Source organism: Aureibaculum luteum, assembly GCF_003449015.1.
Taxonomy (GTDB): Bacteria; Bacteroidota; Bacteroidia; order Flavobacteriales; family Flavobacteriaceae; genus Aureibaculum; species Aureibaculum luteum.
This window is the reverse complement of sequence record NZ_QRGD01000013.1, coordinates 20,094-41,816: the sequence shown is the minus strand read 5'-3', so window position 1 is coordinate 41,816 and position 21,723 is coordinate 20,094. Positions and strand designations below refer to the sequence as shown.

Annotated in this window: 20 protein-coding genes; 19 read left to right on the top strand and 1 reads right to left on the bottom strand. The window is 29.9% G+C overall.

The genetic code is table 11. From position 1 onward, the window contains the following. Positions 1–30 precede the first annotated feature (30 nt). The 3 genes from D3P13_RS20700 to miaE all read left to right on the top strand — a co-directional run bounded on the left by D3P13_RS20700 (position 31) and on the right by miaE (position 4,218). A complete protein-coding gene (locus D3P13_RS20700; RefSeq protein WP_117885368.1) occupies positions 31–1,806 on the top strand; it encodes an AMP-dependent synthetase/ligase in 1,776 nt (591 codons plus the stop codon). Between the two features lie 112 nt (positions 1,807–1,918). Continuing rightward, positions 1,919–3,631 (top strand): DNA polymerase III subunit gamma/tau, encoded by a 1,713-nt coding sequence (gene dnaX / locus D3P13_RS20695; protein ID WP_117885367.1) that lies wholly within the window; start codon positions 1,919–1,921, stop codon positions 3,629–3,631. 5 nt (positions 3,632–3,636) lie between these two features. Next, on the top strand, positions 3,637–4,218 hold the full coding sequence (miaE, locus tag D3P13_RS20690; protein WP_117885364.1) for a tRNA-(ms[2]io[6]A)-hydroxylase: 582 nt from the start codon (positions 3,637–3,639) through the stop codon (positions 4,216–4,218). A gap of 1,099 nt (positions 4,219–5,317) precedes the next feature. Here the strand turns inward: miaE and D3P13_RS20685 are convergent. Continuing rightward, on the bottom strand, positions 5,318–5,653 hold the full coding sequence (locus D3P13_RS20685) for a DUF4870 domain-containing protein (protein WP_117885362.1): 336 nt from the start codon (positions 5,651–5,653) through the stop codon (positions 5,318–5,320). Positions 5,654–5,776: 123 nt separating this feature from the next. Here D3P13_RS20685 and mnmE point away from each other — a divergent pair, with 123 nt between their 5' ends. The 16 genes from mnmE (at position 5,777) to D3P13_RS20610 (ending at position 21,652) form a co-directional block, all read left to right on the top strand. Continuing rightward, positions 5,777–7,189: a tRNA uridine-5-carboxymethylaminomethyl(34) synthesis GTPase MnmE gene (gene mnmE, locus D3P13_RS20680; protein ID WP_117885360.1), complete on the top strand. Its 1,413-nt coding sequence runs from the start codon at positions 5,777–5,779 to the stop codon at positions 7,187–7,189. Between the two features lie 246 nt (positions 7,190–7,435). Continuing rightward, positions 7,436–7,795 carry a helix-turn-helix domain-containing protein gene (locus D3P13_RS20675; protein ID WP_117885358.1) on the top strand — a complete coding sequence of 120 codons (360 nt, stop codon included), beginning with the start codon at positions 7,436–7,438 and terminating at the stop codon, positions 7,793–7,795. 39 nt (positions 7,796–7,834) lie between these two features. Continuing rightward, positions 7,835–8,965 (top strand): tyrosine-type recombinase/integrase, encoded by a 1,131-nt coding sequence (locus D3P13_RS20670; protein WP_117885356.1) that lies wholly within the window; start codon positions 7,835–7,837, stop codon positions 8,963–8,965. A gap of 332 nt (positions 8,966–9,297) precedes the next feature. After that, positions 9,298–9,585, top strand: coding sequence for a helix-turn-helix domain-containing protein (locus D3P13_RS20665; protein WP_117885354.1), 288 nt, complete (start codon positions 9,298–9,300; stop codon positions 9,583–9,585). A gap of 90 nt (positions 9,586–9,675) precedes the next feature. Next, positions 9,676–9,828 (top strand): glutaminase domain-containing protein, encoded by a 153-nt coding sequence (locus tag D3P13_RS21990; RefSeq protein WP_157972985.1) that lies wholly within the window; start codon positions 9,676–9,678, stop codon positions 9,826–9,828. 294 nt (positions 9,829–10,122) lie between these two features. Further along, positions 10,123–10,704, top strand: a complete 582-nt coding sequence (locus D3P13_RS20660) for a Crp/Fnr family transcriptional regulator (protein ID WP_117885353.1) — start codon at positions 10,123–10,125, stop codon at positions 10,702–10,704. An 821-nt stretch (positions 10,705–11,525) separates the two neighbouring features. Then, the gene (locus D3P13_RS20655; RefSeq protein ID WP_157972984.1) at positions 11,526–13,064 is read left to right on the top strand and encodes a nuclear transport factor 2 family protein; all 1,539 of its coding nucleotides are present in this window, start codon (positions 11,526–11,528) and stop codon (positions 13,062–13,064) included. A 163-nt stretch (positions 13,065–13,227) separates the two neighbouring features. Further along, entirely contained in the window at positions 13,228–13,995 is a 768-nt protein-coding gene (locus tag D3P13_RS20650; RefSeq protein ID WP_117885349.1) for a hypothetical protein, read from the top strand. 1 nt (position 13,996) lies between these two features. Beyond that, entirely contained in the window at positions 13,997–15,031 is a 1,035-nt protein-coding gene (locus D3P13_RS20645) for a S41 family peptidase (RefSeq protein WP_117885347.1), read from the top strand. A 149-nt stretch (positions 15,032–15,180) separates the two neighbouring features. Continuing rightward, positions 15,181–15,924 carry a head GIN domain-containing protein gene (locus tag D3P13_RS20640; RefSeq protein ID WP_117885345.1) on the top strand — a complete coding sequence of 248 codons (744 nt, stop codon included), beginning with the start codon at positions 15,181–15,183 and terminating at the stop codon, positions 15,922–15,924. A gap of 497 nt (positions 15,925–16,421) precedes the next feature. Continuing rightward, positions 16,422–17,441: a peptidyl-alpha-hydroxyglycine alpha-amidating lyase family protein gene (locus D3P13_RS20635; protein ID WP_117885344.1), complete on the top strand. Its 1,020-nt coding sequence runs from the start codon at positions 16,422–16,424 to the stop codon at positions 17,439–17,441. A gap of 139 nt (positions 17,442–17,580) precedes the next feature. Next, positions 17,581–19,110, top strand: coding sequence for a TlpA family protein disulfide reductase (locus tag D3P13_RS20630; protein ID WP_117885342.1), 1,530 nt, complete (start codon positions 17,581–17,583; stop codon positions 19,108–19,110). Positions 19,111–19,386: 276 nt separating this feature from the next. Beyond that, the gene (locus D3P13_RS20625; RefSeq protein WP_117885340.1) at positions 19,387–19,953 is read left to right on the top strand and encodes a Crp/Fnr family transcriptional regulator; all 567 of its coding nucleotides are present in this window, start codon (positions 19,387–19,389) and stop codon (positions 19,951–19,953) included. An 87-nt stretch (positions 19,954–20,040) separates the two neighbouring features. After that, entirely contained in the window at positions 20,041–20,493 is a 453-nt protein-coding gene (locus D3P13_RS20620) for a carboxymuconolactone decarboxylase family protein (RefSeq protein WP_117885338.1), read from the top strand. Positions 20,494–20,659: 166 nt separating this feature from the next. Continuing rightward, the gene (locus D3P13_RS20615) at positions 20,660–21,091 is read left to right on the top strand and encodes a nuclear transport factor 2 family protein (protein WP_117885336.1); all 432 of its coding nucleotides are present in this window, start codon (positions 20,660–20,662) and stop codon (positions 21,089–21,091) included. A gap of 141 nt (positions 21,092–21,232) precedes the next feature. After that, positions 21,233–21,652: a DUF3995 domain-containing protein gene (locus D3P13_RS20610; RefSeq protein ID WP_117885334.1), complete on the top strand. Its 420-nt coding sequence runs from the start codon at positions 21,233–21,235 to the stop codon at positions 21,650–21,652. Positions 21,653–21,723: the final 71 nt, after the last annotated feature.

Here is a 21,723-nt window from a genome sequence, read left to right as displayed (position 1 = left end):
TTATACTTTGCATTACCAAATTACAAAAATATGCCCATAGAAATTACGAGATTATTTGATTTCCCCTACTATCAATTGGAGAAATACAATTTAGACGCCGCATTGGTAACTAAATATGATGGAGAATGGGTAAAAACATCCACAAAAGAATATTTAGATAAAGCGAATGCATTAAGTAGAGCCTTACTTAAATTAGGAGTTAAAAAGAACGATAAAATTGCAATAATATCTTCTACGAATCGAACGGAATGGAATATTACTGATATAGGTGTTTTGCAAACAGGTGCTCAAAACATTCCAATTTACCCCACTATATCTGCGGAAGATTATGAATATGTATTAAACCATAGTGAATCCATATATTGTTTTGTTTCTGATAGTGAAGTGCTAGCTAAAGTCAATGCTATCAAAAGTAAAACCAGTTTAAAAGAAGTCTTTTGTTATGATCAAATCGAAGGATGTAAACATTATTCTGAACTGTTTGAGTTGGGTAAAGATTTAGATAACCAACCCGAATTAGATCAACGAAAAAGTGAAGTATTATATACCGATTTGGCTACCATTATATATACATCTGGAACAACTGGAAAACCCAAGGGAGTTATGCTTTCGCATAAAAACATTGTTAGCAATGCCTTAGATAGCGACCCTAGATTACCTTTAATTGACGGTGAGACCCGAATTTTGAGCTTTTTACCTATTTGTCATATTTTTGAAAGATTATTAATTTATTTATATCAATATGCTGGTTGTACAGTCTATTATGCTGAAGGTTTAGATAAAATTGGTGATAATATTAAGGAAGTTCAACCTCATATGATGAGTGTTGTGCCTCGTTTATTAGAAAAATTATATGATAAAATATATGCCAAAGGAGGAGAATTAACAGGCATAAAAAAAGCCTTGTTTTATTGGGCAGTTGAAATTGGTGAAAAATTTGAGCCCTACGAGGTAAATGGCTGGTGGTATGAATTTAAACTTAAAATTGCTAGAAAATTAATTTTCAGTAAATGGCAAGAAGCCTTAGGAGGTAACTTAGGCACAATGGTTTCTGGTAGTGCCGCTTTAAATCCGAGATTAGCAAGAATATTTTGTGCGGCAGGAATGTATGTTATGGAAGGTTATGGCCTTACAGAAACTTCTCCTGTAGTTGCTGTTAATATGTATAAAGACAAAATGTTTAAAATTGGTGCCGTTGGTAAACCTATTAGAAATGTTGAAGTAACTATTGCTGAAGATGGCGAAATATTGATTAAAGGCCCCAATGTGATGATGGGTTATTATAAAGATCCTGAAAAAACAAAGAGTGTTATGACTGGAGATTGTTTCCATACGGGAGATAAGGGTGAGATAGATAGTGAAGGTTTCTTAAAAATTACTGGACGTAAAAAAGAAATGTTCAAGACCTCTGGAGGTAAGTACGTTATACCAACACTATTAGAAAATATTTTAAAAGAATCTCAATTTATAGAACAAATAATGGTGATTGGTGAAGGCGAAAAAATGCCAGCTGCCTTAATCCAACCTAATTTTGATTTTATAAAAGAATGGGCTAAAAGAAAAAATGCAACCATCGGCAATAGTGATCAAGAAATCATTAAGAATCCTGAAGTTATTCAACGTATTCAAAAAGACATAGATAAATGCAATAAAAACTTTGGTAAATGGGAACAAATTAAACGTTTTGAACTCACTCCCGATGTTTGGAGTATTGATGGTGGGCACTTAACACCTACCATGAAAATGAAACGAGCCGTTATAAAAGAAATATATAAAGATTTATACGATAAGATATATAGTAATTAATACCTTTGTCCTCACCCAAGATTATAGAAAACAATAATCTTGACCTCTCCGAAGGTGAGGTAAAAAATTTGTTGGAATTTTGAATTTTAAATATTGATTTTTTAAATTTTCTATGGAACATTTTATAGTATCGGCACGTAAATATAGACCTCAGGTTTTTGATGATGTTGTGGGGCAAAAAGCCATTACTAACACACTAGAAAATGCTATAAAAAACAACCATTTAGCACAAGCTTTATTGTTTACAGGCCCCAGAGGTGTTGGTAAAACTACATGTGCAAGAATTCTAGCAAAAAGAATTAATCAAGCTAATGCAGAAACGATTGACCCTAATGAAGATTTTGCTTTTAATATCTTTGAATTAGATGCAGCATCTAACAATTCGGTTGATGATATAAGAAATTTAACAGATCAGGTTCGTATACCACCACAAACAGGAAAATATAAAGTTTATATAATTGATGAGGTACACATGTTATCTCAAGCTGCATTTAATGCATTTTTAAAAACGTTAGAAGAACCTCCTGCTCATGCTATATTTATTTTAGCAACTACAGAAAAGCATAAAATTATTCCTACCATTTTATCTAGATGTCAAATATTTGACTTTAAACGGATTGGTGTTGTTGATATTAAAGAATACCTGCATAAAATAACCAAGGAAGAAAAAATTAAGGCAGATGATGATGCCCTACATATTATCGCTCAAAAAGCGGATGGAGCTTTACGTGATGCTCTTTCTGTTTTTGACAGAGTCGTTAGTTTTTCTAATGATAATATTACAAGGCAGGCCGTTGCAGAAAACTTGAATGTATTAGATTATGATTCTTATTTTAAGATTACTGATTTAATTCTTGAAAATAATATCCCTCAGGTGTTAATTGCTTTTAATGAAATTTTAGCTCAAGGTTTTGAAGGTCATCATTTTATTGCTGGCTTAGCTTCACATTTCAGAGACTTATTGGTTGCAAAAGATAGCATAACTATTCCATTACTGGAAGTAGGTGAGTCTACAAAAAAACAATACGACGAACAAAGTAAAAAATGTGAAATATCATTTTTACTTAAAGGGATTGATTTGGCCAATGATTGCGATTTAAAATACAAAAGCAGTAAAAATCAACGACTGTTAGTGGAATTAACATTAATGCAATTAGCGTCAATAACTTTTCCGAATACGGACGAAAAAAAAAAGCATAAAAACTACATAATTCCCGCCATACACTTTATAAGTACATCAGTTGCTAAAAAAAATAAAGTGACTCCAGTAATTGCTAAAAAAACAACTGCTGTAGTAAAAAAACCTAAAATTAACGTAGAACAAGAAACACCTACGGAAAAACCAACGCTATCTACAAGAAAAACAAGGCGTTCTTCTGCCCTATCTCTAAGTAGTATTCATAAAAAGAAAGAAACCGTTAAAAAAACGGATGATGAATTAGAAGATAATTCTAATAAACCAAGGGATGAATTTTCTGAAGCTGAATTCTTAGAATATTGGAAGAAATACATTCAAGAATTAGAGCAAAAAGGCGTGCGTAACCTGGTAGCTATTTTAAAAGCGGATATTCCTAAAGTTAAAAAAAACAGCGTTCAGTTAGATATGCCTAGTGCAATGATGAAAACGGAACTTTTAAAAGTAAAACCGAAATTAGTACGCTATTTTCGTGAAAAATTAAATAATTACGGTATTGATTTGGTGATTAATGTAAATGAAGATAACCAAAAGAAATTTGCCTATACGCCGCAGGAGAAGTACAATAAATTATTAGAAAAGAACCAAGCGTTGGCACTACTAAAAAGTAAATTTAAACTCGATTTATAACAACTATGTTAGGACTTAAATTTGAAACAGAAACTTCATGGGCAGAAATTGCCAAAAATGATTTACAGCAAATATTAACAGACCACGCTTTTTTAGAGCAAAAGGCTGCATCTAATGCTGTTTCTATTATCATAAACTACTCTGAAGAAACAGAGTTAGTTTCCGCCATGAGCGAAATTGCCATAGAAGAAATGCAACATTTTAAAATGGTGCATGATTTAATGACTGCTAGAGGAATGGTATTAGGCAGATCTCAATCAAATAACTATGCCAAAGATTTACAAAGCTTTTTTGTAAAAACAAAGGACAGAAATGAAGCTTTAATACAACGTTTATTAGTTGCAGCACTTATAGAAGCTAGAAGTTGTGAACGTTTTAAAGTGTTTTCAGAAAATTTGGAAGATCAAGAATTATCTGACTTCTATAAAGACTTAATGATTTCTGAGGCCAATCATTACACCTTGTTCTTAGGTTTTGCAAGAAAATATCAGGATAAAGAGATTGTGAATAAGAAATGGGATCAATTATTAGCCTATGAAGCAGAGTTAATGAAAGCAGGAGGCAAAACGGCTAAGGTACATGGCTAGATAGCTATTAAAACGATTCATCTAATTACTTCAAATAATTTAAAAGAAGCTAGAACATTTGTAGATCTTTAACTAATAAAATGAATTTACGTGTACTATCAATAGTTGCATTTCTAAGTTGCCAACTTTTTTTATTCCAAAAAAAGTGTTTCAATTAAAATTGACGATGTTCGAAAAAAGATGATTGATAAAAATATGAAAAGAATCTATCGTGAATAGTACTATTGACTTTATGAAAAAATGGTAGAAAATAATAAGAAATAAATTTGATTTTAAAATAGTAAGGAGAAAAGCTACTTGTAGTGTTAAGCTCATACTTAACCTTTCGCTTCTCTCCTTTCTCCCCTGAGTTGAACTCCTAAGAGTAATACTTTTATACTTATACTTACAATTCTTTTAATAGAAGGAGAAAAGCTACTTGTAGATTTGAATCTTCATTCATAATTTTCACTTCTCTCCTTTCTCCCCTGAGTTAAACTCCTAAGAGTAATACTTTTATATTTTATACTAATTATAATTTTAATAGAAGGAGAAAAGCTACTTGTAGATTTGAATCTTCATTCATAATTTTCACTTCTCTCCTTTCTCCCCTGAGTTAAACTCCTAAGAGTAATACTTTTATATTTTATACTAATTATAATTTTAATAGAAGGAGAAAAGCTACTTGTAGATTTGAATCTTCATTCATAATTTTCACTTCTCTCCTTTCTCCCCTGAGTTAAACTCCTAAGAGTAATATTTTTATATTTATACTAATTTTAGTTTAATAGAAGGAGAAAAGTTACTTGTAGATATGAACTTTAATTCATAATTTTCACTCCTCTCCTTTCTCCCCTAATTTTAGTATTCAGATATTATAACGTCGTATTTTCGTTTCTATTATATATTAATTTTATAAAGCAAATGTATGTTCTCAGACGATACCAGTCAATAGTGTAAATGGGTGATTTTAAAAATCAAGGAAAATGGGTAGTTTTTACGATTTACTATAAGGTGTTGATATTCAATAACTTCAATCGTTTGTTTTGATGCTAAGGATGAACATTGATGTAAATAAAATCAAAATTTATAGCAAATTAATTCTAAAAATTTTCATCATTTATAGAATTTTTAGGGAAAATGGGTAGTTTGGGGGCTCATTATTACTTGCTTTTATCGCATTTATTATTGGAAAAATAAAATAAAAGACACCAATTACTGCAAATCCAAGTAATCCTAAACCAAAAAATAGTATTAATGGAATACATATTAGCATGTAAATTATCATACTTAACCGAAAATTGATAATTGATCTTCCATGTTCGTCCATAGTAAAAACTTTATCTTTATTTGTTATCCATATAAATAATGGTACTAATAATCCTCCTACTAAGGTTACCAAATCTAAAAGTTGGCTTAAATGTGTAATTACGATTAATTGATTATTTCGTTTCATATGTTGTGTTTTAGAGTGTTTGTTTTCTTATAAGACGCATTATTTCAGAAAATGTTACAAACATAGCTTTACTAAACACCCGTAAAACAAGAGAATTTGCTACTTTTGCATAGAAATTAAATTATGAATACTCAAGATACAATTATTGCTTTAGCAACTCCATCAGGTTCTGGTGCCATTGCCGTTATACGGTTATCAGGTAGTAATGCTATTTCTATTGCCAATCGCTATTTTAAGTCTATTCATAATAAAAAATTATCCAATCAAAAAACCCATACTATTCATTTAGGTAATATCATTGATGGTGAACGTGTGCTTGATGAAGTTTTAGTTTCTCTCTTTAAGAATCCTCAATCATATACTGGTGAAGATGTGGTTGAAATTTCTTGTCATGGCTCACTATATATTCAGCAAGAAATTATGCAACTTTTTGTACGCAATGGATGTAGAATGGCTGACCCTGGTGAATTTACTTTACGAGCTTTTTTAAACGGTAAATTAGACCTTAGCCAAGCGGAGGCTGTAGCTGACCTAATAGCTTCAGATTCAAAAGCTTCTCATCAAATTGCCATGCAACAGATGAGGGGTGGTTTTTCTAATGAAATTGAAAATCTGAGACAAGACCTTTTGAATTTTGCGTCTCTAATTGAATTGGAATTAGATTTTTCTGAAGAAGATGTTGAATTTGCAAATAGAGACGATTTCCAAAAATTGGTCACTAAAATCTCAACTGTCCTAAAAGCATTAATTGATTCATTTGCTTTTGGTAATGTTCTAAAAAACGGTATTCCAGTTGCCATTATCGGAGAACCCAATGTAGGTAAGTCTACGTTATTAAATGCATTATTAAATGAGGAAAAAGCAATAGTAAGCTCTATTGCGGGTACAACTAGAGATGCTATTGAAGATGAATTAATCATTGAAGGAGTAGCATATCGCTTTATTGACACTGCGGGAATTAGAGACACCACCGATGAAATTGAGAGTATCGGAATTAAAAAAACTTTCGAAAAAACGGCACAAGCTCAATTGATAATTTATTTATTTGATGCCTCAATTATAAGAAGTAGACATGATGGTGAAATAACTGAATTATTGAATTTGATTAAACATGAAATTGAAAAGGTTTCTACAAAGTTTCCTGATAAAAAAATGTTGATAATTGCAAATAAATCTGATTTACTTTCCGAAAAAGAAATGAATCAGATTGAAAACCAAATTAAAAATATCTTATTTCTTTCTGCAAAAGAAAACGAAGGTATTCATGAATTAAAAAATCAACTAACGGCATTATCTAATATTGGAGTCTTAAGTAATAATCAGACTATAGTGAGTAATAGTCGTCATTTCTCCGTGTTAAACAAGGCTCTAATTGAAATTAAAAATGTTCAATTTGGTATTGACAACAACATCAGCTCTGATTTAATAGCTATCGATATCCGCCAAGCCCTACTCTATTTGGGTGAAATTACTGGAGCAGTAACTAATGAGGATTTACTTGGTAATATTTTTGCAAACTTTTGTATTGGAAAATAAACAGTCATTTTAGTTGATGCCAAATGATATTATTTGACTGTAAATCAAATAGTTGTGAATAACTTTTTTAGTATTTCTTTCTTTTAATACCCCTATTTTCATACATTTATTACACCATTTTTACACCACGTCGTCTTTTTTTGAACCGTGGTGTAAAAATTTACACCACGCTTGCGGTAATTTCGCCGATTTTGTCGCTTAGCGGTACTTAGAGAAATCTAGCGATATCTAATTCTTTATAATAGAATGAGTAGTAATATTAAAATACAGAGAATTTGCAAGTACTGTAAAAATGAATTTACGGCACGAACGACTTCGACCAAATACTGTTCACATAAATGTAATAGTCGTCATTATAAAGAGAAAATAAGAGAGACAAAAATTGCAAAAAGCAATCAAGAGTCCAAAGAAGAAATAACCTTTTCACTAGAGGTAATAAAAGCTAAAGAATTTTTAACGGTAAAAGAAGCCGCTACACTTTTAAACTGTTCTAATAGGGTAATTTACTACAATATCAATTGTGGTTATATTGAAGCTGTTAATTTGGGGCAAAGGGTGACAAGAATTAAAAGATCTGTAATAGATAGGTTATTCGAAGTACGATAATTTATTTGTGGAACATAAATAACTATTAAAACATCAATTATGAAGATTAGTTTAAGAAAAAGAAAAATTGCAAACGGACGTATTACCCTATTTTTAGAATACTACTTAGGGTACTTAATTGATAAAAACGGGAAGATGAAACACCATAGGAGTTTTGAATACTTAAAACTTTATCTCCATGAAAATCCAATTACTGCAAATGAAAAAAAGTATAATAAAGAAACAATGCAGTTAGCCCAGAATATTCTTACTATTAAGAAATCAGATTATATTAAAGGTAAGTTCAGTATAAAGGACGATAAAAAAGGTAAAATTTTATTTTTAACTTATTACAACAAACTTAAAGAAGACCGATATGAAAGTAAAGGCAATTATGATAATTGGGAAGCCGCCTTTAAACATTTAGAACGCTATTGTCCAGCTAATTTGATGATAAAGGATGTTAATGAAGATTTTTTAAAAGGATTTAAAAAATACTTACATACAGAAGCCAAAACCACTGGCAACACTCCCTTATCTCAGAATACTAAATATACCTATTTCAATAAAATTAGAGCTGCATTAACTGAGGCTTTTAACCAAGGTTATTTAGATACAAATATAGTACGAATGGTTAAAGGGTTCGACCAAGGGGAATCCAAAAGGGAATATCTCACATATTCAGAATTACAAGCTTTAAGTAAGGCCAGTTGCAAACACCCGGTTTTAAAAAATGCTTTTATTTTTAGTTGTCTTACAGGGCTGCGATGGAGTGATATCAATAAACTAATCTGGTCAGAAGTAAGAGATGAAGAAGAACAACCTCGAGTCATTTTTAGGCAGAAAAAAACTGATGGGCTTGAATATTTGTATATATCTGATCAGGCCAGAGCACTACTAGGAAAAAGAGAAAACCAAAATGATAGAGTTTTTACAGGTCTCAAATACGGTGCTCATTTTAATTCAGAAATTTTACGGTGGTGTATGCGTGCAGGTATAACAAAACATATTACTTTTCATAGTGCCAGACATACGAATGCCGTTTTGTTATTAGAAAATGGAGCAGATATTTATACTGTATCCAAAAGACTTGGACACAAAGAAATAAGAACAACCGAAATTTATGCCAAAATAATAGATACTAAAATGAAAGAGGCTGCAAATAGCATTCCTGTCTTAAAATTTTCTTAGACATGAGCTTTTTCATATAGTATTTTCATGAAATACTCATCTCTATTTGTAGATAACCCATAGTTTTTATCCAAAATCATTTTTTCATGATTTTCTGATTAAATATTGATTATTCTCGTTTAATCCTTTTTTATTTCAAATAAAATTAGGAGATAAAATTACATCAACAAATCAACACAAAATTAATTAACTCTTTGTTTATCAATTATTTGTGAACAACTATTTAGTTGTGGAATTAGATCCACTTTACTATTTCCCTACATTTATCCTAAGAATTCTATAAAAGAAAACAAAAGTGCTTTTGTTCATTTATTAATCCTAAAACAGATAAAATGGACAACTTATTAATCTTAGAACGCTTAGATCGAATAGAACGATTACTAACCGTAAGTAAGGACGTATTAACCTTTGAAGAAACCTGTGATTATACTGGTATCTCTAGAAGTTATCTTTACAAACTTACAGCATCGGGCAATATCCCACATTCCAAACCCAATGGAAAAATGATTTATTTCGAAAAGAAAAAACTCAATACGTGGCTACTTCAAAATGGACGCAAATCCAATGATGAAATCGAGGCAGAAGCCATTGCATATTCTTTTAGAAATAAAAGAAGGTAGAGGAAACTAATTTTACAACATTCTTTTGATAAATCAAACGGTAGCGTTTCTTGCCGTATTCTATACTGTCTAACAGGGCTCCAATATACAATGAACTTTACCCCCTTAAAGATTAAAAAAAATACTGATGATTTCTCAAGACACACAGCGAGAAATGCTAACCTCCCTGTAAAAGCTATTGTAGGTGTTGGCGGCTATGGATATATGGAAAAATTATTGGGTAACAAATGGGATGACCGTTAAATAATATTTTGATAAAACGCTATGTATTAAACATCCTTTAATTATTTTAATAACTATAAGACCGGATCAAAGAAATAAACAATACAAAATTCTAAAAAGAGTAGTTAATATAGGATACAATCAATAAGGTACTAAATCAAAAATTGAAAACCTCCCTTCAAACATGACAATCCAATAGTCATCTCAACTCCTATCAACAACGGGATTTAGAATTAATAACTTAACTTGCGAAAATATTATATGTGCAAACTGAATTGTTAGAAGTAACATTAGATTAAAACAAAATTAAACTCAATGAAATTAAAAGAGAAAATTAGGGAGGTAGTAAGTTGTTCTAATATATTGAATGAAAGGGAGATTGAACTTATCGTTGAAAAAACGATCGTCAAACAATTCAAAAAAAATGAATTCTTATTAAGAGAAGGTCAAATTCCAAACAAGTGTTATATGGTCGTTGAAGGTTGTGTAAGAGAATATCTGATTAAAGACGGAGTAGAAAAATCAACAGCTTTCTTTACTGAAGGAGATACATTTACACCTTTTGCTCATAACGGAAAGGGGGCACCATCCAAACATTACTGGGAATGTAGAGAAGATTGTGTGCTTACGATTAGTGATCAGGCTTTTGAAAAAGAATTAAGGGCAGCACTCCCTAGGTTAGATGCTGTTTTTCAGCAAATTGCAGTAGAAAAATTGAATAAAGCAAAAACAGAATGGAGTCTTTTTATATCTTCTTCGCCCGAAGAAAGATATCTAAATTTATTAGAAGCTAGACCAACACTTTTTAATCGAGTACCACATCACCAAATTGCAAGTTATCTTGGTATGGAACCACAATCACTTAGCAGAATTCGCAAAAGAATTATTGATAATTAATCATATCTTTTAATTATATTATTTTTTCCATTTGCGTGCTCTTAATAGCAAGTACCATAAGGTAATTAGAAACGAATCATGCCTGACATTATTTTCTTCATCAATAAGGTAATAATATTGCAAAACTTCCTTATCATTTAATAAGATAAGAAAATTCACATCAATTAGTAATTAGTTTTATTGGGAGAATTGATAAAAAGAAACACAAATAAATTAACTTTAGTTAATAAGAAGTAATTTAATAGTGTTTAGGTTTGCAACGCAATTACGTTGTGTATTTTATTAAAAAAAAATCAAAATAAACACAAAAAATTAGATGAATGAAAAAAAACGCTTTATATACTACAATTTAATTTAAGTGTCTCTAGCCAAAAAATTCCATTAAATAATAAAGTTAGTAAAAGTATTATCAAGTCTGAAACATCACAGTTGACTTGGTTTATGTTTCGAGATATACTTAAAGAGAAATTGGGAAGGTTGAAATTACTGATGAAATTTCAAACAATTCTGCTGTAAGCATCTATTGTATAGATGTCTTAACAAGAAAAATTCTTAGACTAGACATTGATTTTTGTGGTTGAAAAATGCAAATAGAATTAGTAAAACAATATGACTAAGTTTTTAACTAATCAATTAAGACAATTAGAGTTGGTTTAAAATGAACGACCTGTTATGCTCACTTAAGTTAAAACAATCACTAATAAAAAATATTCTTATATAAATTTTGTACAAATGTTTCGGAAACTAGCATAATCAAAAACTCATAAAAGCATTACATTTTATAAGAAATACACTAAAAATTGAATAAAAAAAATAGAACCATGAGAATATTATTATATACTGTATTATTTTTCTTCTTGATAGCTGTCCAAGCGCAATCAAATACCGAGGTTTTCTTGGTTGATATTATTAAATCCAATAATAATAATAATAATAATAATATTGAATTGGCAAATCTTCAAAATATTTCCAATAATGAAGCCCATGACAATCAGCCTAATTTTTTCGATGCTAATACTGTAATGTTTTCATCTACAAGAGATGGTCAAACGGACATAAGAGGTTACGGTATAAATAATCAGGAAACTTCTTGGTTGACGGATACTCCATTTGAAAATGAATATTCTCCATTAAAAATCCCTAATAGTGAAGCTATTTCTGCGGTTCATTTAGATAATGACGGATTACAGCGATTATATCAATATGACTTGGCCAATGGAACATCTAAAGTTCTTTTGAAGGAGATAAAAGTTGGGTATAATGTTTGGTTCAATTCTACGATCTTAATTTCATCAGTTTTGGTAAACGACAAGATGGATTTAGTAGTGTCCAACCTAGATGATAACAGCAACATTACTGTGGCACATGACGTGGGTAGGTCAATACATAAAATTCCAAATTCTGGTTTGGTAAGTTTTATAAGTTATGAGAATAATACTTCATCAATCAAATCTTTAGACCCAATTTCTGGAAATATCAAAACGATAAAATCGTTACCCATTCCGATTAAAGATATTTGTTGGCTAGTCGATAATATAGTTTTGATTCCTAATGGTAAAAAAATAGTTCAATTAAATATCAATGACGATAATATTAGTGTGTTATATAGTTTTAAAGAGAAAGAAATAAATGAAATCTCAAGAATTTCAATAAGTCCTGACAATAAGCACTTGGTTTTTGTTTCAGAAGAATCTCCAGAAATTATAGTTCAAAAACAAGTTGAGGCATACAATAAAGGTAATTGGGAAGAATTTGCTTCTTATTTTTCTGAAAATATAACGGTTAAAAATTTTCCGGATGACACACTTTACGAAGGTAATTCTAAATTAAAATCAAATTATAAACAATTCTTTTCTGACAACCCTAAATCCAAAATTAAAATAGTTAAAAGAATTAGTAATAGGAATATAGTTATTGATGAAGAACTTATTACTATTAACGGAGAAGAACATCATCAATCTGTGCTCTATAAAATTAATAAGGGTGAAATTATTAGTATGTATTTTATTAGAGGAAAACAAGGTTCTCCTAAAGTTGAAGCTATTGTTCAAAAACAATTTGACACATGGAATGAAAAGGATATTGATAATTTTGTAAAAACCTTCAGTGATGATATAAAAGTTTATGAATTTCAAAATAAGATTTATGTTGATGGTCAAAAACAATTGTATGATATCTTTTCTGAGTTATTCACAAGTAGTCCAGATTTACATTGTGAAATATCCAACCGAATTATAATTGGCAATACTGTCATAGATAAAGAGGTGATCTCTGATAAAACAGAGGACAGTCATGAAGCAATAGTTATTTATGAAGTTGAAAATGGTAAGATTTTTAGAATGACAACGCTTAACAATTGAAAAGAAAAGTATTCAATAAACTAGTTAAAACTAAATAAACAAGGCGTAATGCTAAGTTTTAAAAGAAATTGTTGAACCTTTTTGCAAGTCACATTTTTTTTCATCTCGTCTTATTTAGAAAAAAACAAGGAATGAGCTTATCAAAAATATAAAAAAGTTAGTAATGAAATTATCAGTTTTAGTAATATTTCTATTTAGTATTAATATATATGCTCAACAGCAAGGGCCAATACCTAAGAATTATTTGGGGATTGGTATTGGCTATCGTTTAGACAATTTAAAAGACACTAATTTCTCGCCTCTTAATCAAAAAGGAGGCTCTTTTTTTTACTCTGTTTTCTATGAGAGACATTCAAAAAACATAATGAAATTTAATATTAAATACGGAGATGGCATTTTAAAATCCGGGCGCTCAGATAGACTCAAAACTTCATATTATGCGGGAAGCGTTGGTTTTACTTATTTAAAGAATCTATCTACTAATCAAGAATCTGCCAACTTTTACGTTGGAGGCTCGTATAACTTAGATCTTTTATATATGGATTGGTTCAACCAGGATGCATTTAGTTATGTTTCTGCACACGGTTTATCAATGAATGTTGCAGTATCAAAACAATTAGCACCAAGGCAATATATTGAAAGTACAGTAGCTATACCAGTATTACAATTTTTAAGTCGTCCACCTTATAACGGTATAGATGAGTATATTATTGAAAACCAAGATGAACCACTCAATATTATTTTTGCTGGAAAGTTAACATCGTTGAAAGCATACAAATCAATACATTGGAATGTCAATTATAGATATGAAATTTCAAATAATTTTAATTTAAAGTTTGATTACGATTTGAATATTCAAAGTGTAAAAACAGTAAACGAATTTAAAAATTTATCCAATAGAGTCTCAACTAGCTTGTTATATCAATTTTAATATGAAAAATATAATATTTCTATTCGCACTAATTTTATTTTCATCTTGCTCCGTAGCAATTATTGGCGAAGATCAACCAGATACACAAACAAATAACTTTGATATTTTTTGGAATGATTTCGAACAGCATTATAGTTTATTTACTGTAAGAGATATAAACTGGAATGAATTATATAATGTTTACAGACCACAAGTAAATGATGAAATCTCAGATGAAGAACTATGGAGCATCTTATCTAATCTAATTGAGCATTTAGACGATAGCCACACTACATTATATGATGGAAATGGGCATCATTATACTTCGGGTTATTTGTTGAATGAGCAATCTTCATTTGAGATAAGTGAGGAGCTTATTATATCAAAATATTTAGATTTTGTAACAGAAATACCATCAGAAGATAGACTTCTTTACGGAAAAGTAAAAGATAAAAATATCGGGTATATTTATTTAGGCGTTATGGATGGTGAAAACCCAGCTATTATAGATAAAATAGCAGAGGAATTGAAAGATTACGACGCTATAATCTTTGATATAAGACAAAATGAGGGTGGTGATGATAGATATTCTGCTAGAATTGCACAAGCATTTTCAGATGGAGAGCATTTTATTTATACAGCTCAAACTAGAAATGGCGTAAGTTATGATGATTTTGATGAAATAAAAGAATTTTACACACATCCAAATCAAGAAAATTCGTATGTAAAACCAGTAATTATTTTAACGGATAGAGCAACTATAAGTGCTGGAGAAACACTCTTATCATACATGAAATCTTATGAACATGTTATTCAGGTTGGAGACACTACCGCTGGGGATTTTTCAACACAAAGTAATATGCGATTTCTACCTAATTCTTGGCATTACATATATTCAATACAAAAAGTTTTATTTCCTAACGGAGAAAGTTTAGACGGTGTTGGTCATGTTCCTGATATTTATATAAAAAATACAGCGGCAGATATTAGTGCTTTAAATGATAAAGTTTTTGACAGAGCAATTCAATATCTTTTTGAAGAACACAATATTGAATAAAGAAATACTTGTAAAATCTAAACTAAAACTAGCACATACTTTCGAAAATCGCTGAACACTTAATTTGACTTAATCATCAATCTTAAATATGTTCACTTGTATTTATGATATATAATTGACAAAAAATCATCGCAAATAAAACTGATCAAATGAATAAAAAAATAGACTTTAATAAAATATTGTTATTAATATTTTCAATTCTCGGATTAACCTCCTGCGATACCAATAATATAGATTGTATTCGAGGAGAGGGAAGCATTACCACACAAGTTTTGTCAATTTCCGATTTTGATGGAATTAACTTATATGGCTCTGAGAATATTAGGATTTCCCAAGGTTTAATACAAGAAGTAAAAGTAATAGGAAACCCAAATATTATAGAAAACTTAAGAACATCGGTTTCTAATAATATTTGGGACATCCGGTTAGAAGCAGGTTGTTATAGAAATTACAAATTAGCAATTGAAATAATAGTTCCAAATATTAAGTATTTAGAAATAAATGGTTCTGGAAATATAATAGTGAATGATTTTGAGGATCAAAACAACTTAAACATTGAGATAAATGGTAGCGGCAACATTAGCTTAAATCAATTTGAAGGGTTTACTAATTTTGATGCTAGCTTAAATGGTTCTGGTTATTTTAAAGCAAATTATGATATTTATACTTTAGAAAATTTGAATGTAAATAATAGAGGTCGAGGAAACTTTTTAGGTTTTAAGCTTAATACGGACAATTGCATTATTAATTCCATTGGAGTTGGAAGTATAAAGGTTACTGCAACCGATTTATTAGATGTAAGGTTAACTGGGAGAGGTGATGTTTTTTATAAAGGAACACCTGAAATTACTCAAAATATTATAGGCACTGGTAATTTAATCAACGCTAATTAATATTTAAGCTAAATTAATTAATCCATCAAAGAAGGTCGAATATCTAAAGAAATAGTGTTTATGGTTTATCTATGTCATTTATAACTCATTTGAGGAAGGGAAAGCAATATGCTGTTTTTCCTTTTTATTTTTTTTGTTTGTAACTAGTCTTCTTTCTTGTCACAAACACAAACAATTGAAAATATACGAGGCTTAACTAATATAGGAACATTAATTATTTAAAGAGAAGAAATTTTAATTGTAGAGAAATTAAATACAAATTGGTTGAGACAGTTCAAACGTATAGCAGAGCAAGAATATATCAAAATAGAAAAAAAATGCCATGTTGAAGAAGAAAACTACTAATTAAAGATACTTCAAATTAAACATTACAATTAGATAAATGAACACAGATAAATTAATAACACTTTTTGAAAGAGTCTTGAACAAGTCAATCACAGAAATATCACTTCATAAAATGAAAAAAATATTTAGCGAATAGAAAAAACCATAAAGAAATGAAATATAAACAAATAGGTATTTTCTATTTTCTTGCTGCATTTTTACTGTTAGGATGCAGAAAACCTGAGAAAAAAGAAGTAAACAAAGAATCTAAAAAGAGAGGTTCTTACGTTTTAGTTGAAGAATGGCCCAAATTATCTAAGAATCATGTTTTAGGTCTTCCATCTGGACTAGGAATTGATTCAAATAATAATATTGTAGTTTTTCACAGAGCAAGTAGGGTCTGGGAAGAGGAGTTCCCTAAAGTTAAAATTCAAGAAAACACAATTTTGACTCTCGATAAACAAACTGGCGAAGTATTAAAAAGTTGGGGAGCTGATTTATTTATTATGCCACATGGTTTAGAAATCGATAAAGAAAACAATATCTGGGTTACAGATGTTGGCTTACACCAAGTCTTTAAATTTAGTTCAGAAGGAAAGCTGCTTTTAAAATTAGGAGAAGCTACTGTCCATGGAGATGACTCTTCACATTTTAATCTTCCAACGGATATAGCCGTATCAGACGATGGTTCATTTTATGTGAGCGATGGATACTATAACAGAAGAATAGTTAAATTCTCTAAAGACGGAACATATTTATTTGAATGGGGCAAACATGGAAATAAAAGAGGAGAGTTCATTGTCCCACACGGAATTGATTTAGATAATTTGGGTAACGTATATGTAGCTGATCGTGAAAATAATAGAATTCAAAAGTTTGATGCCGAAGGAAATTTTATTACGGATTGGAATAATAATGAAACTGGAATGCTATTATCTGTAGTTATAGACAATAAGAATGATTATTTGTTTGCAATAGATTTAATGATTGAAAATGACACAATTCCCAAAGGTTCAGATATTTTTCGTTTTGATTTAAATACTAACCTGCAAATGCAATTCGGTAGGACAGGATTCTACGATAATTCAACTTCTATGTATCACGATATTATTATTGATGATGAAGGAAGCTTATACGTTGCAGATGGTTCGGACAAAACAATTAAAAAATTTCGAATAAAGGAAAATGAATAAAAAAGGAATGCACAACAAAGACTGAATAATTAATTGCACGGTTCTAGCCTACTTGATTAAATCTTCTCGAATTTTCTAGTATGTGTATAAACTAAGCAACTAAAATTATATAATCTCATTATCAACAATCAAATATATTATGAAAAAGAAAACAGTTTTAAGATTAATATTGGGTATAATTACTACGGTATTAATAATGGCATTATTATTTTATTTTTTCCTATTCCTCAACCCGTTAAACATATATGAATCTAATACACTAAAATGGATTCCTATATTAATTTGTGTCATTAGTTTACTTGCCAGTGGGTTCATAAACAAAGAGACACCATCAAAATTTCTTGTGTTTTTATTCTTGCCATATATTATCTTTCAATTGTTCAATTTCACATATTTCCCATTTATTTTAATATTAGTTATTACTGGGATATTAACCTTATTAGTTACGCGAAAGAATCAAACTAGTATATATAAATTATTTGGTTGGGCTGGAATTATATGTATTATATTATTTCACTTATTTACCCAACCTTTAATTTTAGAAGGGGAAGGTTTTGGTTTTGACGATACCGGTGAATTAATAAATGCCAATATATTATGGGATTTTTCTGAAGAGGAAGTTCTAGTGCTTCCAAGTCATGTGCTGTTAGATCAAGACAATTCCAGTTTTGATATGATAGATATCAAAGGAAAAACACATTTTGTAACTTTCTGGGCTACCTGGTGTTCTGGGTGTATTGAAAAAAAACCAGATCTGGAAAAACTGAAAGTAGCTTATCAAAATAATCTTAACACAAAATTTATTGACATTTCTTTTGATGACATCGAAGGAAATAGATGGTTTAAATATTTAGAAGTTAAAAAACCACTTGGGCTACAGTTGATTTCAAAAAGCCAAAAAAAAACGAGTAGAGCATTGAATTTTGAAGGTATACCAATGTACTTTATTGTAAATCCTGACGGTACTTACAAAGAATATAGGTCTTTTGATATTGCACAAAAAGTGTTCAATAAAACATTCAATAAATTGTCAGTTAATGGCTATACAAATTATAATTTAAGTGGTTTTGATGTGCTAGTTGAAGAAAGGGCTTTTCTCGAAAATTTAATATTAACTAACACCGCTATTGATTTACTAAAAACTAAACTCCATGAGATCTCACAATTTAAGATTGATCAAGATAAAATGGACGCTTTAAAAGCTGTCCCTATTTTTATGGATTGGAATACCACGACCGGAGGTTCTCAGTATCACCCTAGTAAGCAATGGTTAATTACTAACGGGTATATCCCTGAAAAAGCAATGTGTGTTGAGATTTCCAATATTACAAATTTCATCAATTGGACGAATAAAAATCAACCGTATATGGTTATGCATGAGTTAACTCATGCATATCATCACAGGGAACTAAATAATAATTCAACAATTACAAATGCTTTCAACAATGCAACCTCAAAAAGCTTGTATACAAATGTTTCATATCATACTGGTGGAGAAGATTACATCATCATGCCAATAGCCTATGCTCTTAATGATGAACAAGAATATTTTGCTGAAATTTCTGAAGCTTATTTTGGTCTGAATGATTACTTCCCATTTGACCGCAATGATTTAAGTAATTACGATGTCCTCGGGTTTAATGCTGCAATATCTGTATGGGGAGATTAAAGTACTAAAACTTTATCCAAACCATATTTTTTACAACATTAAATACAATAATCACAAGCTCATCATCATTAGGGTAACTCTTATTAACTGAATTTATTAATAAAAAATCTAAAAAAACTACTCACAATAATGACTAAAATTAATTGCTTAGTACAGATCTTCACAGAAAATCCTTTGAGTTTTCCTATGGCTCGTCCACTATTTCTAAATTAGTAGCATGATTCAGCAACTAATCAAGATAAACAAATCGTTAGCAACAATAAAAAATCAAAAAAAATGAAAGAGCAAATCAAAAAACATTTTAGTAGATATGTTGCGTTTAGCGACCTAGAAATAGATGAAATTTACTCAAAATTAACTCATAAGACTTTCGAAAAAAAAGAGTTTTTACTTAAAGAAGGTGAAATATGCAAAAGCAATTATTTTCTTCTATATGGTTTGGTTCGTTCATTTTATATTGACAATAAAGGAAATGAAAAAATAACTCAATTTGCACTAGAAAATTGGTGGGTAACTAATATGGAAAGTTATATAAAGAATATTCCTTCTTATTCATCTATTCAAGCAATTGAAAAAACTACAGTTCTTATAGTTGATAAATTAGAATTAGAAAAGCTATTTAAATCTATTCCAAAACTTGAAAGATTTTTCAGAATAATTACCGAAAATATGCTGATTGCTATCCTGCGTAGAAACGACATTTATCTACTAATGAGAAGTAAAGACAGATATGATGGTTTTATGAAACACTTTCCTCTTTTTGCTCAAAGAGTACCTCAATATATGATTGCATCATATTTAGAAATTACACCTGAATATTTAAGTGAGTTAAGAAGAAAATAGCATTTTTCTTATTTCTTAAGATACCTTAATCATTAAAGAAGAGGTAAACGATAAATTTGCTTCTTAACTTATTTAAATAATATAATTATGGAACGAATTACGTATCAAGACATCCCAAATGGAATGTTTGAAAACTTGAGAACTATTGAAGACTCAATTATCAATTCTACATTAGATAGAAAATTGATAGAAATGATAAGGTTAAGAACAGCTCAAATAAATGGGTGTGCCTATTGTGTGGATATGCACTACAAAGAGTTAAAACATTTTGGAGAAACGGAACTACGATTATCCTCTTTATGTGTTTGGGAAGAAACCCCTTATTTCTCAGAAAAAGAGAGAGTTGTATTATCATTTACTGAAACCTTAACAAATCTAAAAAGCAGTCCTATTTCTCAAGCATTATTTGATGAGTTGACCAGTCATTTTTCTAAAGAAGAAATTTGCTATTTAACACTAACTATATCTCAAAGTAATACTTGGAATAGGTTGATGAAAACTTTTGAGTTTACTCCTGGGAAGTATATAGTAAGCGAATAAATGGGATAATGTATACCTAATTTTTAGCTGAATTAGTAATGATAATATAGAAGGAACTCTTATAAGTTTGAAACTTATGTAAACAGACTATGCACTTGAACTTTATATTAACAGCTTTTTTAAGCTACTCAACAATTCAATTTATAATCATTAAAATTTAACAAACATGAAAAATACATCAAAAGAAGTTATCGAAGCTTGGGTTTCAGGCTTTCACAAAGAAGATGTTGCTCAACTAACTTCCTTGTTCTCAGAAGAAGCCACTTTCTTTGATCCACGATATCCTTTATTAAAAGGTAAAGATACCATAGAGGCTTATTATATGCATTTACTATCTGAAACGACAGCTTGGGGAGCAACTATGTTTGAAGGTCCCTATTTGCATGGCGAAGATTGCTTTGCTATACATTCTCGTTTAAAATTTACTTGGCGGGAAAACAATGTAACTGTAGATTGGCCTTTCGTTGCTTTTTTCAAAGTACGTTTATCTGATAATAAAATAATTCGTTATGACGAATATTGGGATACAGCAGATACTTTAAAAAAAATAGGAATTAAGACTTGGGGACCCCTGCCAGAATTTGCAAAGTCTAAATAGCAACTTTGCAGAAAGAGAGGACACTTATCTTTAATGAAAAATTTTCTGAAGTAGGTTGTTTCCCTCTTTTTCTGCGTAGAGGCTTTTGCAACAGGAATAAAAAGCATATCAATATTAATTTGAAAACGTTCACCCTAAATTATGATTTTATCATTATTATTAAGCATAATTCTAATTGGACTTGGAATGATTCATTTTAATTGGGCAATTGGAGGAAAATTAGGATTTTCGGTAACATTACCTACAAAAGAAAATGGAGAGAGAATAATAAATCCGAAAAAAATTGATAGTGCAATAGTTGGAATTGGATTAACTTCATTCGGTGTCTTTTATGTCTTTAAATCTGGACTAATTGAATCTAATCTTCCTGAATGGACAATAAAATTTGGAAGCTGGATAATCCCAATATTGTTTCTTTTACGAGCAATTGGAGAATTCAGATATATTGGATTTTTTAAAAGTGTAAAAGGAACTGATTTTGGAAAACTTGACACTAAATTCTTTTCGCCTTTATGTTTATTAATCGGAATATTTGGAATAACAATTCAACTTATGATATAAACAGGTGTTAACTTAAGACATGTATAAGTAATAGCGATTTAAGTTTTAATTCAAATCGCTATTCTTTTTTA

Excerpts from the sequence above, each read along its gene's own strand:
- D3P13_RS20660 (WP_117885353.1), top strand. The coding sequence starts at position 10,123 with ATGAAATTAAAAGAGAAAATTAGGGAGGTAGTAAGTTGTTCTAATATA.
- D3P13_RS21990 (WP_157972985.1), top strand. The coding sequence starts at position 9,676 with ATGAACTTTACCCCCTTAAAGATTAAAAAAAATACTGATGATTTCTCA.
- D3P13_RS20615 (WP_117885336.1), top strand. The coding sequence starts at position 20,660 with ATGAAAAATACATCAAAAGAAGTTATCGAAGCTTGGGTTTCAGGCTTT.
- D3P13_RS20665 (WP_117885354.1), top strand. The coding sequence starts at position 9,298 with ATGGACAACTTATTAATCTTAGAACGCTTAGATCGAATAGAACGATTA.
- D3P13_RS20620 (WP_117885338.1), top strand. The coding sequence starts at position 20,041 with ATGGAACGAATTACGTATCAAGACATCCCAAATGGAATGTTTGAAAAC.
- D3P13_RS20655 (WP_157972984.1), top strand. The coding sequence starts at position 11,526 with ATGAGAATATTATTATATACTGTATTATTTTTCTTCTTGATAGCTGTC.
- D3P13_RS20630 (WP_117885342.1), top strand. The coding sequence starts at position 17,581 with ATGAAAAAGAAAACAGTTTTAAGATTAATATTGGGTATAATTACTACG.
- D3P13_RS20610 (WP_117885334.1), top strand. The coding sequence starts at position 21,233 with ATGATTTTATCATTATTATTAAGCATAATTCTAATTGGACTTGGAATG.
- D3P13_RS20650 (WP_117885349.1), top strand. The coding sequence starts at position 13,228 with ATGAAATTATCAGTTTTAGTAATATTTCTATTTAGTATTAATATATAT.
- mnmE (WP_117885360.1), top strand. The coding sequence starts at position 5,777 with ATGAATACTCAAGATACAATTATTGCTTTAGCAACTCCATCAGGTTCT.
- D3P13_RS20640 (WP_117885345.1), top strand. The coding sequence starts at position 15,181 with ATGAATAAAAAAATAGACTTTAATAAAATATTGTTATTAATATTTTCA.
- miaE (WP_117885364.1), top strand. The coding sequence starts at position 3,637 with ATGTTAGGACTTAAATTTGAAACAGAAACTTCATGGGCAGAAATTGCC.
- D3P13_RS20675 (WP_117885358.1), top strand. The coding sequence starts at position 7,436 with ATGAGTAGTAATATTAAAATACAGAGAATTTGCAAGTACTGTAAAAAT.
- D3P13_RS20685 (WP_117885362.1), bottom strand. The coding sequence starts at position 5,653 with ATGAAACGAAATAATCAATTAATCGTAATTACACATTTAAGCCAACTT.
- D3P13_RS20645 (WP_117885347.1), top strand. The coding sequence starts at position 13,997 with ATGAAAAATATAATATTTCTATTCGCACTAATTTTATTTTCATCTTGC.
- D3P13_RS20700 (WP_117885368.1), top strand. The coding sequence starts at position 31 with ATGCCCATAGAAATTACGAGATTATTTGATTTCCCCTACTATCAATTG.
- D3P13_RS20670 (WP_117885356.1), top strand. The coding sequence starts at position 7,835 with ATGAAGATTAGTTTAAGAAAAAGAAAAATTGCAAACGGACGTATTACC.
- dnaX (WP_117885367.1), top strand. The coding sequence starts at position 1,919 with ATGGAACATTTTATAGTATCGGCACGTAAATATAGACCTCAGGTTTTT.
- D3P13_RS20625 (WP_117885340.1), top strand. The coding sequence starts at position 19,387 with ATGAAAGAGCAAATCAAAAAACATTTTAGTAGATATGTTGCGTTTAGC.
- D3P13_RS20635 (WP_117885344.1), top strand. The coding sequence starts at position 16,422 with ATGAAATATAAACAAATAGGTATTTTCTATTTTCTTGCTGCATTTTTA.